Raw genomic sequence first — 17,184 nt, forward strand, 5'->3', positions numbered from 1 at the left:
ATGCCGGCAAGAATCCTCTACGTGGATGACGAGGACGATATCCGCGAAATCGCTCAGATGTCGCTGGAGCTTGAGCCGGAATTCGAGGTGCGGTCCTGCTCTTCGGGCGCCGAGGCGCTGACCGATGCCGCTGCATGGCATCCCGACCTCATCTTGCTCGACGTGATGATGCCGGACATGGACGGGCCGGAGACGCTAAAGCGCCTGGCTGCTTCACCGCTGACGGCGTCGATACCCGTGGCCTTTATCACCGCGCGCACCCAGACGCATCAGGTCGAGCGCTATCTCACCATGGGAGCGGTCGGGGTCATTGCCAAACCTTTCGATCCGCTGGCGCTCGCCGGCGAAGTCAGGAAGCTGCTTTCGGAGCGTCCCGGGCAGGCATAGCCGCCGGGTCGAAGGCAGCGGCAAGAAGCCTGTCGGCAAGCTCCGTTTGCCGTTTACGGCACCTATACCATACCCCAATATTCATCTACTGATTGTATCGAAATGCGGCCGTCGCGAATCGGTTTTATCTATGATCGTGCGCATTGCGCGGCGCGATGGCTCGCGCGGGTTTTGTTTGCATGGACCGCGTTGGCGGACGTCGGTTCATGGGTTGATCACTCCGGGGGGCAACGAGGCGTGTACCGGAGCCGGACAGGTGAATGGAGCGAAAGCAAGAGTTCTGATCTGCGATGACGATCCCTTGTTGCTCGAACTGATGGAATTCAGGCTGAGAGCCAAGGGATACGAGGTCATCACGGCGGTGGACGGGGCCGAAGCACTCGTAAAGGCGGAGCAGGACGGGCCCGACATCGTTGTGCTCGACGCGATGATGCCCAAGGCTGATGGCCTTGAAGTGCTGGCTCGCATCAAGGCCAGCCCGGTCCTGTCTGAAATCCCAGTGATCATGCTGACTGCCCGCAAGGCCGAAAGGGACATTGTCTCGGCGCTTGAAAAGGGGGCTGACGACTATCTTGTGAAGCCGTTCATTCCCGAGGAGCTTCTGGCTCGGCTCGCACGTCTGATCGCGCGCAGGAACGGGAAACGCTGATGAGGCGCGACCGGCGCGCCATCCTTGCCGCATGCCTGTTCCTGGGAGTTACCGCAACGCCCGGCGCGACGCTGGCCCAGACGGTTGACGAGCTCTACGCTTCCGGCGTCAAGGCCAGGCAAGTCCAGCATTTCGACGAGGCGGCGGACCTGTTTCGGCGCGCGCTTGCACTCAAGCCAGACAATGCCGACGCCCTGGTACAGCTTGGCTTCTCCGAGCTCGGCCGCAACAATCTGCCGGCGGCGCGTGATGCCTTTTCAAGGGCGCTATCACTCGCCCCGATCTATCTGGACGCCAGCTTCGGCATGGCCGAGGTCGAGTTCCGCTCCGGCAATCTTGATGCCGCGCTGCCGCTGGCGGAGAAGGTTGCGCAAGCCGAACCCGGCAACGCCGACGCTGCGACGCTTGTCGAGAACATACGCAAGGCCAGGCAGGCCGCGGGCGGTAAGGCGAAGCCGGCTCCCGCGGCGACTTCGAAGGCATCGCCCCGGCGGAGGCCGGATCCCGTCGCCGGCTTGATGGAGCAGGGCAAACGGTTGCGGGCGGCGGGGAACCTGCCCGAGGCGGAGATGGCCTATCGCCGCGCCCTCAAGCTGGCGCCGAAAAACAGTGACATCCTGGTCGCCCTTGGGATGATTGTGGGCTCCGGCCAGAGATACGACGAGGCCGGGCATTTCTTCGACCAGGCGCTTGCCGTAGAGCCCGGACTTCTCGACGCTCGCCTCGGCAGGATTCGCCTGGCAATCTGGCAGGGCGACGTGCCGCGCGCCCGAGTCCTGGTCGACGACGTACTGGCAACGGCCCCGAACAATGTCGAGGCGCTCAACCTTGACGCGAGGATCTCCCTGCTCGAGGCGGATCACGCGCGGGCCGAGCAGTCGTTCGAGCGCGTCCTCGCGATCGATCCTCGCAATGCCGAGGCACTGGCGGGAATTGGCGATGTGCGCCGCGCCCGTGGCGATGACGACGGCGCGCGGCAGGCCTACAGGCAGGCACTCGCCATCGAGCCCGGCTCCACCGATATCGAGCAAAGGCTGGCCGTGCCACCGCCGCGCAAATGGCGGCTCGATCTCGGCAGCGAAGTGAGCGATCTCACCAACGGACTTGGCGATTGGACGGACAGCTCGGTCGGCCTTGCCTATCGCCTGACCCCACGCACGACGATTTCGGGACACACCCGGGTTGCGACCCGATATGGTCATACCGACGTCCAGATCGAAGGCCGCATCGATCAGGCGTTCTCGCCCTCGCTCTCCTTCTATGTCCTGGCCGCGGCTACACCGGATGCCGACTTCCTGGCGCGATATTCGGTCGGCGCCGGCGCTTCCTGGCAGGCTGTGGCACGGGCAAAAGCTTTCGGTCCGTTGTCGCTCAACATCGATACCCGCTACGACGATTTCGCCAATGCCGGCATCACCAGCATTTCGCCATGGGTGCAGGCCTATATTCTCGACGGCCGGCTGGGGCTTTCGGCCCGCTGGGTGCACGCGGCCGACGATATCGGCACGCGCGCGGATGGCTATGTGCTGCGCGCCGATCTTGCGGTGGCGGCGCGCTTCAACCTGTTCGGCGGCTATGCGGACGCCCCCGAAATCTCCGACGGCACGCTGGTGCCGACGCGCACCGTTTTCGGCGGCATCTCCTGGAACGTCAACGATCCGCTGACGCTCCGCGTCAGTATCGCACATGAGCAACGCCCGACATTCGACCGAAGCACATTCGGGCTCGGCTTGACCACGCGGTTCTGATCATGTGGTACATCTGGGACCTTTCCATTGTGCTCAGCGCCCTTTCCCTGGTGATCATGCTGGTCCTAATCGCTCGGCGGGTGCTGCAGGAACGCCGAGGCAGGGCGCAGATCGATCAGCGGCGCCAGCTTCACACGGCACTGATCGCCTTCACGGAAAACCGGGACCGCGAGGCCTTGAAGCTGGTGGTGCTCGCGGTGCCGGCGGGCGTGGCGATCAATGCCGGCTTCGAGTTCATTTCGCTGCTTCGCGGCGAGGAGTATGACGACGTCCTTGCCGCCTTCGACGAATGCGGCCTGCCGGCGCTTGTCGGCAAGCAGCTGGAAAAAGGCAACAGCGCCGAGCGCATGCACGCGGCCGAGATGCTTGCGGCGCTGCGTTCGGAAAACGCGGTGGCGAGCCTGCTTTCGGCGCTCGACCGTGACCGTTCGCGCGAGGTGAGGATCGCCGCCGCCATCGCGCTCTGCGATCTCGGCAGCCTGCCGCCGCTCGGTATCGCGCTGGGCAAGGTCGGCGTGGCGGGACAGCGCTCGCGGCGCCTGATCGAGCTGTTCAGGCGCTTTCCGCCGGCGCGCTTCGAGGAGCTCAGGGATCATGCCGCGCGCACCGACGCGGTGCCTTTCATCCGGGCGGCCGCTATCGACGCGCTGGCTCGTGCCGCCGGGTTCCATTTCGCCGATTTCTTCGCCCGCGCCGCCGGTGATCAATCGCCCGAGGTTGCCGCTGCGGCGCTGCGCGCGCTGGGCCTCACCGGGCACGCCGAGGCGCCTGCCATCCTGGCGAGCGCGATGGCCAACGGCGACTGGGACGTACGCGCCGCCGCCGCCGATGCCGCCGGGCGCCTCGGGCTCGCCGGGCTCGCCACGCCGCTCTCTGCGCTGATGGACGATGAGGCATGGACAGTGCGCTATGCCGCCGCCAACGCGCTGCGCTCGTTTGGCCAGCCGGGAGAACGGCTGCTGCGCGACATCGCTGCGAGCGAGGTCTCGCGCAGCCAGCGCACCGCCTCGCTCATCCTTGCCGAGGGGCCAGCTGCATGATGTCCGACTGGAGCCACGAGATCGTTCTGGCCGCCTCCATCCTGTCCTGGTTCATCATCGGGGCGGGGCTGGCGCAGACGACGATCTATCTGTTGCAGCTCATTGTTGCCGCCTATGCGCTTTCCAGGCGCCCGCCGGTCGCGCGCTCGGCGCTGCTGTGGCACCGCTATGGCGATGTCGCGCCGCCGATCGCGCTCCTCGTACCCGCCTATAATGAGGAAGTGAACGTGGTCGAGAGCGTCCATTCGATGCTGGCGCTCGAGTATCCGAATTTCGAGGTGATCGTCATCAACGACGGCTCCAAGGATCAAACGCTGCAGCGCCTGATCGAGGCCTTCAAGCTGGTGAAATTCCGCCGGCCTTATGAGGAGGCGCTGGCGCACGAGCCGATCCGCGGCCTCTATTCCTCGCCAATGACCGAGCGGCTGTTCGTGGTCGACAAGGAAAACGGCGGCAAGGCCGATGCCCAGAATGCCGGCATCAATGTCTGCCGCGCGCCGCTTTTCTGCGTGATCGACGGCGATTCCATCCTCGAGCCCGATGCGCTGATGCGCGCCGCCCAGCCCTTCATCGACGACCCCGAGCGCACCATCGCCGTCGGCGGCACGATCCGCATCGCCAACGGATCGAGGATCGAAGCCGGCAGGGTGCGCGAGATCCACCTGCCCAACCGCTTGCTGCCGTTGCTCCAGGTCGTCGAATATCTAAGGGCCTTTCTCATGGCCCGGCTGGCCTGGAGCCGCATCAACACGCTGATGCTGGTGTCCGGCGCCTTCGGCATGTTCCGCCGCACGGAGGTGGTGGCGGTGAGGGGCTTCACCAAGGGCTCGATGGGCGAGGACCTCGACCTCGTCATCAAGCTGCACCGCCACATGAGAGATGCCGGGCGCAAATACCGCATCCAGTTCATTCCGGAGCCGGTGTGCTGGACCGAGGCGCCGGAGACGCTGAGCGTGCTTGCCAGGCAGCGAACGCGCTGGCAGCGCGGCGCGCTCGAATGCTTCTTCCGTTACCGCTCCATGCTGTTCAATCCGCGCTATGGCCGAGTCGGCTTCCTGGGCTTCGGTCACATATTGGTTGTCGACGTGCTAGGGCCGGTAGCGGAGGTGCTGGGCTACATCCTGATCCCGGCATTCTGGCTGCTCGGCATCCTGTCGGCCGAATATCTGCTGGCTTTCACCTCGCTCATCTTCACCTACGGCGTCTGCGTCAGCGTGTGTTCCCTGGTTCTCGAAGAGGCCGAATTGCAGCGTTTTCCACGCGCCAGGGACCTCGCCGTGCTGACGGCCGTCGCCGTGATCGAGAATTTCGGCTACCGCCAGCTCAACAATTTCTGGCGCGTGAAGGGCTGGTGGCAATATTTGCGCGGCAACCAGGGGTGGGGCGAGATGACTAGAACCGGCCTGACCGGCGCCAAGAAATGAGCCCGGCCGGCCGCGTCATTTCAGAGTGCGCTCGATCTCCGCGATAAGCGTGTCGAGCGCGGCCCGGGCGGCGTGCGGCTGCTCGATCAGCAGCGTCTCCAGCTCGGACGCTCGTGCGCTGATACCCGGAAAGCCGAACGTTCCGGCCGCACCCGCCAGCGAGTGCGCTATCCAGACCAGCGGATCGCCCGCCCCCAGGGGCAAAGGGCCGCCCTCACATGCGATGGCCTTCAGCTGCCCGAGCTGATCGGCGCACCGGGTAAGGAAGCGTTGCCGCAAGGGGGCGAAAGGATCGTTTGAGATGGGTGGTGCTCCAATGGGATGTCGAAAGTATTCAAGCAGAAAGCGGCGTAGGTTTGAACTGGCTGCGTGTCGCGCACGACCTCCTGCCCGAGGACGACCGCGATAGGCTGCTTTTGAGCCAAATGCGATTTCCGCCGGACCGGCAATGGACGGCCGCTTCGCGCCGCATGTCGGTCATGCCAGCTTGATCGCCTGGCAAAAGCGAACATTGCTGGTGCTGGCGCTGAGGCCGCGGTTGCGCCAGAAGCGTCGTCGATGCTCAGAAATCGGCTTCCTCGAAGTATTTGGCCTTCAACCATGTGTTCGACAGTCCGCTCGTGTAGCTGCTGTCGGCGCGCTTCGAGATGATGCTCTTGAGCCCCACCTTCTCGATGGCGCGAAAGATCGCTGGCGCAGTGCTCTCGAAATGCTCGCTGTACTGGATCTTGCCGAGGCCGTGCTCAACCAGTTGCCATAGCGCCTGCTTGCGCTGCAGGAGGGGCAAGGAGACTAGATTGCGACCGTCGAGATGGAGGATGTCGAACGCGACGAACGCGAGCCGGCTCGGTTCGTTCCAGATCGCGGCTTCCAGCGAAGGGCAATCGTGGGCACCCTCCTCGTCTGGCACAATGACATCGCCGTCGATAATGGCGGCCCGGCATGGCAGCTCGACAGCCAGCGCGATGGGCCAATATTTGGTGGTCCAGTCACGGCCGTTCTTGCTGTAAAGGCGCACGCCGCTTTTATCGATGATGATCTGCGTTCGGTAGCCGTCAAGATTGACCTCGTGAACCCACCCCTCATCTCCGGGCGGCTCCTCGACGCGAGTCGGAATCTGCGGCGGAATGAACTCCAGCCGGCCGCCGGTCGCCTTGGCACGCTTACTCAATGACGCCACCTTTGATCGCGCAACGGCGGCTAATCGGCACAGGCAGCCCGACATCCCCCCAACCTGGACGCCTGCCGCCTGTGCCGAGCCCCCGCCGAGCCATTGCCAGCATCTGCGCGCCAGGCCGAATTGTCGTTACCGTCGCATCCAAATACTTGTCATGGAGTACATATCTCACTCGGTGCGTCACTCTAGTAGTACGCAGTCCGTAGGCTCATTTCGGGCGACCTGGTTAAGGTCCGTTGAGGTTCAGGCCGGGCCGAGCCGAGAATGGCGGGTTCCGAGAACCGGAACGGAGCGTACGTTTAGCTACTTGAGTACAGGAAGCGCAGGAAGTCGCCGTTCGCAGGCCGGCCTCACCTGAATGTCAACAGACCTTAGTCCATCAAAAGCACCAGGGCGGGATGCAGCTTCTTCAGATTCGGCAAGGATTTCGATTGCCAGGGTATGTCGGGCGTTCCACGCACGACGAACCGAACATCGGGATGCTTGCGCACCTCGATGGTAAATTTCGCCAGCAGGTTGATGCCAGAAGAGTTGAGAAAGTGAAGGTCCTTTAAGTTGAGCGTCATGGAAGAGGGATTTGAGGCAAGAACACTGGTCGCCAGGGCCATGATAGGCGCGCCGGCTTCGGAACTGGCAAGCCGCATGACGCCGTCGAAAAAAATATCGCTTCCTTCAAGCCACACGCGGTAGTCGTCTGTTTTGATTTCCATAGCCTGGCTTCGCCTCATCTAGTTGTGAGTTTGCGAGATTGGAATGGAGGCATATGTCTCCAGGCAAATCCGATCTCTTTCGTCGGCGGTGCTGAATATCCAAGCCATGCGTGCGCCATAGTCACTCATCAACGTCAGCAATCCGAGTCCGGAGCCTGCCATGTCGGGGTTCGCGGCATTCGCTTCAATTCGCTGTATCAGCAGGTCCTTGGGGTCGCCAACCGTGATGTTCGCCAGGAGACTTTGGAACTCGGACACGTCATCACCATCGACGTCATTCAACACCTTGAGCTTGAAGTGCTCCGAATCCATCGATGCCTCGATCACGATCTCACCTTGTGCGCGAAACTTGACGGCATTTTCGATGAGTTCGTTGACCAGATATCCGATGCTATGGTGCACTTCCCTGTAGTCATTGCGGGACGACTGAAAGCGCAACGCGAAAAGATCGGCGAAGAAGTCCGAGGTCGTGGCACAATGACGCCAACTCAAGTCGAGTGGTCCGTCGAACAGCCGCACACGACTGACACCTTCCATCGTCCCGATAGCAAGCTCAGGGGTGCCGAACAGCGTGGTCATGCCTATGTGTGCCTTATGATCACGAGGGTGATGTCGTCGTGGATCTTCTGGATTCCGATATGGGCCATCAGATCCTCGACGATCCCGGTTTTGATTTCCTCTGCGCTCCTGCCTTGACGTTTTCGTGCGCTCTGGCAAAGGCGCTCGAACCCGAACAGCCTTCTGTCCTGGTCTTCAGCCTCGGTCACACCGTCGGTGTGCAGCACGATCACGTCGCCGCTCCCGAACTTGATGTCATACGTGTCGATGAACGGCGAGATGTCACTCTCCAGACCAACCGGCAGACCCAGATCAAGCGTGTCGATACGTTCGACTTCCCCGCCCGCACGGACGACAAGAACGTCCTCATGTTGGCCGGATAGCGTTACCCGTCCATCCTCAAAGTCAAGGAAGGCCAGCGAGAGATGCTTGTCGGTGTTCGTCCGCTCAATGTTCTTGTAGATCGCTCTGTTCAACCGATCCAGAAACTGGTGCGGATCCGCTTCGTTGGTCTCCTGCAGCGCGCGTGCGACGGATTGGACCATCAGCATCAGCACGCCGCTTTCGAGACCATGACCGGTCACGTCGCCAATGCCGACCTTGACCCGTGAACCGTTCTGCAGAACGTCGTAGTAGTCCCCGCCGACCTCGTCTGCCGGCCGCATATACGCTGCGATCTCCAGCCCCGGAATCGCTTCGAGTTCGATTGGCTTCGGCAGGACCATCATCTGGATGTGTCTGGCAACCGCGAGTTCGGCACCGAGGCGGACGTTCTCGTCCCGCAACTTTTCGTTGAGTGCGGAAATCTCCTGATTGGCGTCCCCGAGCTCCTTGGTTCGTTCGTCGACGAGTTGCTCGAGGTTTTCAGTGTGAAAGCTGATCTCTTCAGCCATCCGGTTGAAGGCAATCCCTGCCGCTCCAACCTCGTCGCGCGTTGGAATGCTCACGCGCACTGAATAATCTTTGGACTGGAGCTTCTGGGCGGCACTGGCAAGCGCCCTGAGGCCCGCCGTGATCCGCTTCGAAATTCCGAGCACGGCCGCAAAGACAATCAGAAGCGAAACGATGATCGCACCGACCTGAAACAGCAGGATGCGATTGGTTGCGCGCGAAATACTCTCCTGCGCGGCGAACAGGGACGCATAGATCTCCCGTTCGGGAACGACGATCCCGACCGACATCGTTTCGGACTTAATCGGTCCCGAACTCCACAGATTGGTCGGCTTCAATCTCTTGAGGACAACGATGTAGGGAACGTGTTCGCCCTTGTTGTCGAGCATGATGTGCTGGATGACACCGTCATTGTTCTGGTCGAGAGGCAGCGACGCGATAGCCGGCTGCGTACTTCCCCGCAGAGACCTTTCCAAGCCGGTGACGCCCTGCGTTCCGGCGTCGCTCGATGAAGTCAGGCCGATGATCGCCTGGCCAGACGGATTGATCGCCACCACATTGCCGGTCGACATCGTGAGGAAGCCGAATCCGGTTTGAGCGATCTTCACCCTTTCGACGACTTCCGCCAGCTGATCGAGCGTAATGTCTGCTCCCGCCGTGCCGGCGATACTGGTGCGATCAAGCGTCCACAGCGGGTGGAAAAAGCTGACGATCAGCTTTCCCGTGATCGCATCAGTGTAAGGCGCTGTCTGGGTAATGTCGTCAGGAACCGGACGGGAGGCAGGATCCTTGGCCCATTGCTGCCATGAACCATAGATACCCGGAAAGAAGAATTCCCAGAACTCCGCCTTGTTGTGGCCTGGATAGAGCTTGTCGAAGGTCTGCGCTTGGTCCGTATACGGAACCGTTCTGAAGATCGGCCGTTCTTTTGGACCAATATAGTACATCTGCAATTTGGATGACCCGCTGGCCATGAGGGTCGGCGCGACGAGATCGATCACGGTACTGTCTTCTATTTCCTTCTGAACGCCCGGTAGCGGGGTATGGTCGGCACCCAGCAGGTAGCCCCAGACGCTCACCACGGAAGGCGCGCCCGGCAGATTCTGCGCCCAGTTGCCCTGCGCGTCGTAGACGATCTTCACGGAGCCGGGCGCCTGATGCGAAAGCGTCGCTCCGACCTGTTGCTGCCTACTCGGATCGTCGATCTGGGCCTGCAGCACGCCGGCCAGCGCCTTGACGTCGCCATGAACTCGGTCGAGCAACAGGTCGACGCTCAACGCCGTCGATTGCGCATAGGAACGAATGTATTCCTGGTTTGCGGTCGTCAGGCCCTCACCGACTTCAGATGTGGCATCGCGCGACAGCTTTTGAACGTTCCAAAGCGCAAGACCGCCGCTCAGCAGGAGGTCGAACAGGACGGCGCCGCCAACGACCAATACGAATTTCGCTCGAAAGGAGCGCAGGCCGAAGCGCGGTGTGGGCTCATTGTCGGCTTTCATTGTGGCCGTTGCCCCGATGCGACCCAGATCGGCCAACCCGCGTAACCCTTGGGGTGGAGTGCAGCGAAAATGTGGTCCTGGAAGCCCTGCCGGAACCGTGCGATGAACTCCGGCCCGTCGCCGCGTCGGGTCGCCATCTCGCCCGCATAGACATCCGCCCAGGCCATAATGACATCGGCGAAGTCCTGCGGATCGCCGTCAAGGTTAGTGACCATGAAGGACTCCACATGTATATCTTCGAACCCGGCTTCGACCAGATATCGCCGACTCTTGGGCCCGAGCTCGACGTCCATCTCGAAATGCCTGAACAGCTTCGCCACCTCGTTGTAGGTCCAACGAATGCTTTCGGCGCGCGGCTCGCCGAGGCAATGCGAATTCTTCTCGTTGGTAATGTAGACCCGCCCGCCCGGCTTGCATATGCGGTAGAGCTCCTTGAGGATGAGTTCAGGCCGATTGAAGATTTGAAGGGAATGTCGGCAGGTGACCAGGTCGAACTGCGCCTCGTCGAGCAGCATCTCCGATGCATCGCCATAGGTATACTCGATGCCCCGGATATCGAACTCCTTCATCACGCGTCGAGCATAGCTGAGGCTTGACATGGAGTGGTCGAGGGCGACGATCCGCGACGGCTGGAACTCCTTCTGCACGAGCACGGCGAAATCGCCGATCCCGCAACAGATGTCGGCCATGACGATCCCGGGCCTCATGCCGTGTCGCGGCAAGATTGCGCGCTCGTGGCGCCAGGTCATCTTTGTTTGAGTGCGCAGGATCGGAACGAACGCGCCTTCCTCAAGGAAGCCCTGCCCCGGATAGAATTGACTGTCATACTCTTCGACCGTGATGTTCGGTTCGATCCCGCTCAAGCGACCGAATTTTCGCGAGGTCCATCCGACCACGCTTGACGTGATGACGACGAATTTGAGATCAGGTCGAGCGCGGCAGGCATCGATGATGATCCTCGAAAAGGCGTGAAACGCAGCGCTGTTCATCTGCGTCAGGCGTCTGACATTGACATAGAGAACGCCGCGCACACGCCCGATCGCATCGCGAAGCAATGCTATGCTCGGGCCAAGTTCATCGATCGCCTGAGGCCGGACCACCCCCGATAAGGAGAACTCCTGGTTGTTCGCGTCGTATTGCGCCTTGAAGCGCGGGAGAAGGTCGTAGGGGCCCAATTTTACAGGCCCTCAAGCGGAAGATCCACGACAAGCTTGATTGCATCGCCATCGGCTTCCTCGACCCAGAGTGTCGCGTTATAGTCGACAGCCAGTTCCAGGAGTACGATCTCCCGACTGGGCGCAAGATCCCCAGACACCGAGTTAAGGTATCGCTCCTTGGCCTCGAATCCGGCGACTTGCGACAGGGCCTCTTGGTAGAATTGGCGCTCCCCTGGCAGGCAAGGGAATGTCAGCTCGATCCTATCCGTGGCGCCATGGCGAGACACCCTGCATGCCAATTCGCCGTCGGCAAGGCGCGTACGAAAGGCGACTTCCAGCAGTTCGTTAAAGGCAGAGGAAAAGAGATTTGAATGCCGGACCGAGTCTGATCTATTTTGACCGATCATCCGCGCCATGTATGTCGAGACATAATCGCAGTGTTTCCAAGCGGAGACGAAAGCCTTGATTTCCATGTCGACCTGGATCATGGGCTCAAACGTCGGCTCGCCACGCAGGTCATATTGAACAGGTCCCATCGGCATATTCCCTTGTTCCGTCGATATGAGCCCTGGTGGAGCCATGACCTCCGAGATGGAAAATTTCACCGCGCCCATCATGAGTCAGTCTCGCACCGACTGGAAGAATTGTGCGGTATCTGCCTCGATCGTTTCTACAAATCTCCATTTCACCGTTAACAAAGGGTGCAAGGCGCTAGACCGCCCGATTTGCCTCCATCGCGCGTACCACCCTCAGCGGGGACCGCCTGATGAAATCGCTGGTCGCCTCGGCTCCGAGCGGCCGACCCAGGAAATTGCCCTGCAGGCAATCGCAGTTCTCCTTGATCAGCCACAGTGCCTGTACCGACGTCTCGACCCCCTCGGCGGTGACGCTTATTCCCAGGCCGTGCGCCAGACTTATGATCGATCGCACGATCGTCTGGCTCTTGAGATCGGTGTCTAGGTCTGCAATGAAGTATTGGTCTATCTTCAATGTGTCGAATGGAAAGTTCTTGAGGTAACTCAACGACGAATAGTATGTTCCGAAATCGTCGAGCGAAATTCGTATTCCTAAGACATTCAGAGTATTTAACGTGTCGATATTGTCGATCGTCTTCTCAAGAAGAACCGTCTCAGTTATCTCAAGTTCAAGTCTGTCTGCCCGGATTCCAACTGCGTCGATGATCTGAGCGACCGTGTCTGTCAGTGTGCCGCTAAGGAACTGAGCTGGCGAGAGGTTGACTGCGACTGTCAGCGACGAAGGCCAGGTCAATGCCTGGCGACAGGCTTCCTCGAGCACCCATCGTCCAATCTGGTCCATCAGACCGTCGGCTTCGGCGATCGGTATGAACACGCTGGGAGGAATGATTCCGACCTCAGGGTGCCGCCACCGCAACAGCGCTTCGAAACCGATCACCGACGCGGGAGGGCGAATGAGCGGCTGATACTCCAGATAAAGCTCGCCCCGCTCCAGCGCGGTTCGAAGGCTGCGCCTCAGATTCTCGCGTTGCTCGAGTAGGAGCAGCATCGAGCGGTTGAATGTTCGAGCGCAGCCGCGTCCATCTGTCTTGGCTGCGTAAAGAGCAATGTCAGCGGCTTTCATCAACTGCTCGCCATCGGTCCCGTGTTCCGGCCCGAAAGCAATTCCGATGCTCGAGCCGACGAAGACGGGGATGCCGTTGATGACGAAGGGGGTCTTGAAGGCGTCGACCAACGATCCGGCGAGGCGCTCAGCCTCTGCTGGCTGCTCCCTTCCCAATTGGATGACAGCGAACTCATCGCCGGCATACCGGTACGCGGATTCGCCGTCCTGCAGCGCGTCGCGGATACGACCCGCCGCCAGCTGCAGAAGCGTATCGCCCGCTCCATGGCCGAGCGTATCGTTGACCGATTTGAAATCGTCAAGGTCGATCTGGAGCAGGGCGGCTTTCGGCTTTGGTTCACCGAGGGCCGCCAGTGCCTGCTGCAACTGCTCGCCGAATCGCCGCCGATTCTGCAGTCCAGTCAGCACGTCGTGCGTCGCCAGATGGAGCAGAATTCCACGCTCCTGCTCCTCCGCCGCGCTTCGCCCGCCATGCTTCCTTGATTCGATGATCCCCACACCATCTGCGGTGCCGAAGACGAAAACGGACCGGGGCCCTTCGCCCGATGATGGCGGCAAGTCGATGCTTGCCGGAGAGCCGCCCTGGAACACCCGAAGAAATTCGTCGCGGCACCTCGCATCGAGGAAGCTCGGGTAGATCGCCCAGATGGCGGCGCCCGTCGCCACCACGCCTCCGTATACGCCTTTGAGCTTGGTTGCGTAGTGCGTCAGACAGAAGTCGCGGTCATAGAACGACAAAAGTTCGGTCGTGTTCGCCAAAAGGTCAGCGAGAAGCGCTTCGCCGGGACGCCGAGCATCGCTTGAGGAAGGCCCCTCACTCTCCGAGCCGACGCCTGATGCCTCTGGGTGCAAGAACCACCTCGGTGCGAATCCACGTCCCCCAATGTAGAAATAGCATAACTGCCAGACTTGGCAAACTTTCCACTTGTAGTCTTAACAAGTGCCGACGCGGCGTAGTTGGAATGTATGCTCCGCTGCGGTTGGCGCGACAACGATGAACAGTCCCAGTTGGTTACTAAATCGAAAATTGGCGGGAATTGGCTATATGATTGACGGCGTGGTGAACGGGGCACGAAATATTCTGGCCCATGACGCGGCGTGGCCCGCCCCGTATCGATCATCGCCGGTCCTGCGCTCAGCTTCCGAGCGCTTTGAGCCAACCTTCAAAGGAAGAGGTCTTCTCGCGTTCATCAAGCGAAACAGAGTGGGCGGGGCGCGGCAACATCATGGTACTGCGGCCTTCCCGGGGGCTGTAACCGAATTCCTTGCTGAATGCCCGGCTGAAATTAGCCGCTGAACTAAACCCAAAAGTCTCAGCAATATCAACAATTCGCCGGCTGTCCGCCGGGTCGCTGAGCGCAACATGGGCTGCCAGAAGTCGGCGACTTTGTATGTAGTGGAGAACACCCCCGCTCGGTTCGAACAATTGATAGAGACGGGAGCGTGATACGCCGAGAGCCCGGCACATCAAATCCGGCGTCAAATGAGCCGCATCCAGATTGTTTTGGACGTATCGACGCGCTCGCTCCATCAGCCCGACACTCGCCAATTGTTCGGCGGCCGCAGTATGTTCCGCCGGAGGCGCGAGGCAGGCAATGATCATGCTGCGGGTTGCGTGTACAATGCGGGGCAGATCTTCAGCCGTGAGACTGCGCAGTCTTGCTTCGACGCCATTGACGTAGTCGGCCAAGAGGTCGGCAAAGTTGCCGGACAGAATTGAATTGTTCTTTGCGTCGAGGGTTGACGCCGCATCAGAGAACAAATCGCGCGGCAGATAGAGGAAGAGACTTTCCGAGTCCGTTACCCTCCCCCGAAACGGGTAGCCAAGCGATCTGATCTCCAATTTGCCTGACGGGGTCTCCGCAACGCGGCGATCGACCTCCGTCCACGACCGGCCACTGCGTGACAAGACGATATACCAATGATCGATCGAACTAGATCGGAGCTTGGCGGCGGAACGGATGTAGCTATGTGCCGGCGCGCGCTGCTGAACGATCAGCATCCCACCGAGATTCCAAGCCGTGTGGGAGGCGGGAAAGCCATCGTCTGGCGATTTGTCATCCGGCAATCTGACATCGACAACCGGCGCCATATGCACTTGCCAAGCGGCGAATTGATCGCGTGGCGCCAGTTCGAGCGTTGAAAAGGACAGAGGTTCGAGCACTGGCACGAGCGTTGGAGCGGCCTCATCGTGGGGTTGACCTTCGCGCGGCCAACGACGCCTGTCACGGTCCCGCGGTTGCCTCGCTGGGGCCTCGTCTTGCCTCTTAGTGTCCATCGCGTGGTGCCATATCCGAATCGGGTATGCCCATGCCCCTCTCAATCATGTGGTGTACTTCAGCCATCTGGCAAGACTGGCGGAACTCGAGTCGACCAAAGCGGCGATCACCCCGGGTCACACCAAGAAATGCATTCCGAGATAAGTTTATGGATGCGAAGATAACGACACTCTTCAACCCGATGCGTATAGAATCTGACATCGTGAACTAGTAGTTGAGGAGGCCGCAGGAATGAACACAAAACTCAACAGCGAGGCCCGGCGCAAGATAATTCTTGATGGATACAGAAAAAACGAGCCGTTGAAGGTTATTGCAGAGAGGATTGGGTGCTCATTGGCTAGTTTGAAAGTCACCGCCAGTAAACTCGGATGCACTCGAACTCCGAAGGAAGCGGCGGAATTTCGGCGGGGATTTCACGTCCCGGAAAATAAACGGCGAGATTACTACCAACTTATGGTTGATGGGCAGTATAGAGCTCGCGAGTGTGCGGTGATTTTGGGACTCTTAACAGAGGAATCATCAGGCAACAGGTAACTGATTCCAATACACTGTGGACGATATTTTCGCTTGAGAATTGCATCGCGTCAGCGGTTCATCAGCAAAAGCCCGCCGCAAGCAAAGGGGCGGGCCATGAAAGGTTCGCATAGATGCTGCGTCGACGTTTCAATCGCACCTGCCTGAGCCCGCACGATCTGGCCATTTGCGAACGCGTCTTCGAACAGGTCTGCTCGGATGAGAATCTCGACCCTTTGGACCCTGACGCCGAGACCTTGGCGGTGATGGTTGTGTCCATTTTTCGAAATGCTCACACCAGCGAGCGCGAACTGCTGGAGGCAGTCAGAAGGTCTCGCCGGCAAAAGGCTCCGGCCACCAGGGCAATTCCAGGAAAAGTGTGAAGCGGTTTTACGTCCGGAATTGCGTCAAAACAAAGGGTTAGAGTGGTTTCGGCGATTCCACGAAACGATGAACCTTAACCAAGGCATCGGACTTGAAGACCAGCGTGGGCGCGAGATCAATCTCATTCCCTTCACTGGCTGAGATCTGTTTCGGAAGACCGGTTTTGGTCCAGGCGGACCTGTCAGCCGTGAAGTCGATTGTCGTATTTTGGTCAGTTGGAGACTTCAGTCCCACCTGCTTGAATGTCTGCCATCGCTTTTTGGATGCTCAAAGCTGCCTGTCCGCTTTCGGCCCCAAGGCTGCCGGACCGCAATGCGCCGCATTGTCGTCATTCCGGTAGAGCGAAGATTGGCGAGAGCAGAGTGGCGACAGTGCTTTTCACGGCCCGCCGAAGCTCCCATGATGCTGGCCACCTGCATCGACGCTTCGAGGCATATAATGACTGATACGACCGAAACCCCAAGCGATGACTTCGAACCGATCGCCGATGTGCCTATCCAGTCGGTCAACATTTACGCCCGGCTCTGGCAGCTCGAGACCTGGCTGCGCACCATGGTCTATGTCGAACTCCGGGCGCTGCTTGGCGACGATTGGGGGCTGGAGCTCAATGACAATTCCAGCTCGCTGCAGGCGGACAAGGCGCTGACCCATATGCCGACCCCGGAAATGAATGCGCTCAGCTACAGCCAGCTCTCCAAGCTGCTCAAGCTCGTCGAGGGGCACTGGGACTGCTTCGCCAGCTATCTCCCGCCACAGGTGCTCTGGACGGCGAAGCTGCACGAAATCGCCCAGATCCGGCACCGCGCGGCACATTTCCGCGTCGGCCATGCCGACGACCTCGCACGTCTGAAGCAGTTCCTGCGCGATATCGACAAGGGATTCTGGCGGTTTTGCACCAGCTACAATGATGCCGATCCCATCCTACCGCAGTCGAGCGACCCGGTCGCCGCGCATTTCATGCCGCTCGATCCGCTGCCCTGGGTCGAGTTCGAGGAGAAGAAATGGGCGCAGATCGGCGTGCGCGACAAATCGCTCCCGGTCGGGCTCAGCGTTCGGGCGGGGCGCCGGCCTTGGGGGGCGGGGCCGCTCATCGCCGGCGCGCCTGGCCATCTGCGTATTCCGACGAAGCCGGCCATCGATTCCGATTTGAAGCCGGCCAGTCATTCCGA

Annotated in this window: 16 protein-coding genes; 7 read left to right on the top strand and 9 right to left on the bottom strand. The window is 60.4% G+C overall.

The features are described 5' to 3' along the window. The 5 genes from QQK95_RS31875 to QQK95_RS31895 all read left to right on the top strand — a co-directional run bounded on the left by QQK95_RS31875 (position 1) and on the right by QQK95_RS31895 (position 5,248). Entirely contained in the window at positions 1-387 is a 387-nt protein-coding gene (locus tag QQK95_RS31875) for a response regulator (protein ID WP_284278476.1), read from the top strand. A 130-nt stretch (positions 388-517) separates the two neighbouring features. After that, a complete protein-coding gene (locus QQK95_RS31880; protein WP_284278478.1) occupies positions 518-1,036 on the top strand; it encodes a response regulator transcription factor in 519 nt (172 codons plus the stop codon). After that, a complete protein-coding gene (locus QQK95_RS31885) occupies positions 1,036-2,784 on the top strand; it encodes a YaiO family outer membrane beta-barrel protein (RefSeq protein WP_284278479.1) in 1,749 nt (582 codons plus the stop codon). Before QQK95_RS31880 ends, QQK95_RS31885 begins: the two co-directional genes overlap by 1 nt. A 2-nt stretch (positions 2,785-2,786) precedes the next feature. Further along, positions 2,787-3,824, top strand: a complete 1,038-nt coding sequence (locus tag QQK95_RS31890; RefSeq protein WP_284278480.1) for a HEAT repeat domain-containing protein — start codon at positions 2,787-2,789, stop codon at positions 3,822-3,824. After that, a complete protein-coding gene (locus tag QQK95_RS31895; protein ID WP_284278481.1) occupies positions 3,821-5,248 on the top strand; it encodes a glycosyltransferase family 2 protein in 1,428 nt (475 codons plus the stop codon). Before QQK95_RS31890 ends, QQK95_RS31895 begins: the two co-directional genes overlap by 4 nt. Positions 5,249-5,263: 15 nt before the next feature. On the opposite strand, the gene QQK95_RS31900 is transcribed toward QQK95_RS31895, so the two are convergent. The 9 genes from QQK95_RS31900 to QQK95_RS31940 all read right to left on the bottom strand — a co-directional run bounded on the left by QQK95_RS31900 (position 5,264) and on the right by QQK95_RS31940 (position 15,117). Next, positions 5,264-5,527, bottom strand: coding sequence for an Hpt domain-containing protein (locus tag QQK95_RS31900; RefSeq protein WP_284278482.1), 264 nt, complete (start codon positions 5,525-5,527; stop codon positions 5,264-5,266). 283 nt (positions 5,528-5,810) lie between these two features. Beyond that, entirely contained in the window at positions 5,811-6,419 is a 609-nt protein-coding gene (locus QQK95_RS31905; RefSeq protein ID WP_457920540.1) for an ATP-dependent DNA ligase, read from the bottom strand. A gap of 377 nt (positions 6,420-6,796) precedes the next feature. Next, the gene (locus QQK95_RS31910; protein WP_019860251.1) at positions 6,797-7,135 is read right to left on the bottom strand and encodes a slr1659 superfamily regulator; all 339 of its coding nucleotides are present in this window, start codon (positions 7,133-7,135) and stop codon (positions 6,797-6,799) included. 18 nt (positions 7,136-7,153) lie between these two features. Next, a complete protein-coding gene (locus tag QQK95_RS31915; RefSeq protein WP_284278483.1) occupies positions 7,154-7,714 on the bottom strand; it encodes a slr1658 superfamily regulator in 561 nt (186 codons plus the stop codon). Positions 7,715-7,716: 2 nt separating this feature from the next. Then, a complete protein-coding gene (locus QQK95_RS31920) occupies positions 7,717-10,083 on the bottom strand; it encodes a SpoIIE family protein phosphatase (RefSeq protein WP_284278484.1) in 2,367 nt (788 codons plus the stop codon). Next, positions 10,080-11,258, bottom strand: coding sequence for a class I SAM-dependent methyltransferase (locus tag QQK95_RS31925; protein ID WP_284278485.1), 1,179 nt, complete (start codon positions 11,256-11,258; stop codon positions 10,080-10,082). Before QQK95_RS31925 ends, QQK95_RS31920 begins: the two co-directional genes overlap by 4 nt. A gap of 2 nt (positions 11,259-11,260) precedes the next feature. Further along, positions 11,261-11,776, bottom strand: a complete 516-nt coding sequence (locus QQK95_RS31930; protein WP_284278492.1) for a ubiquinone biosynthesis methyltransferase UbiE — start codon at positions 11,774-11,776, stop codon at positions 11,261-11,263. A gap of 175 nt (positions 11,777-11,951) precedes the next feature. Beyond that, entirely contained in the window at positions 11,952-13,598 is a 1,647-nt protein-coding gene (locus QQK95_RS31935; protein ID WP_284278486.1) for a putative bifunctional diguanylate cyclase/phosphodiesterase, read from the bottom strand. Between the two features lie 376 nt (positions 13,599-13,974). Further along, entirely contained in the window at positions 13,975-15,117 is a 1,143-nt protein-coding gene (locus QQK95_RS31940) for a helix-turn-helix domain-containing protein (protein WP_409371723.1), read from the bottom strand. A gap of 648 nt (positions 15,118-15,765) precedes the next feature. On the opposite strand from QQK95_RS31940, the gene QQK95_RS31945 reads away from it, so the two are divergent. Next, on the top strand, positions 15,766-16,014 hold the full coding sequence (locus QQK95_RS31945; RefSeq protein WP_284278488.1) for a hypothetical protein: 249 nt from the start codon (positions 15,766-15,768) through the stop codon (positions 16,012-16,014). 439 nt (positions 16,015-16,453) lie between these two features. Further along, positions 16,454-17,184 (top strand): hypothetical protein (locus QQK95_RS31950; RefSeq protein ID WP_284278489.1); only part of this gene is annotated, 731 nt, incomplete at its 3' end.

The organism is Mesorhizobium huakuii (genome assembly GCF_030160235.1).
In the GTDB taxonomy this organism is placed as follows: Bacteria; Pseudomonadota; Alphaproteobacteria; order Rhizobiales; family Rhizobiaceae; genus Mesorhizobium; species Mesorhizobium huakuii.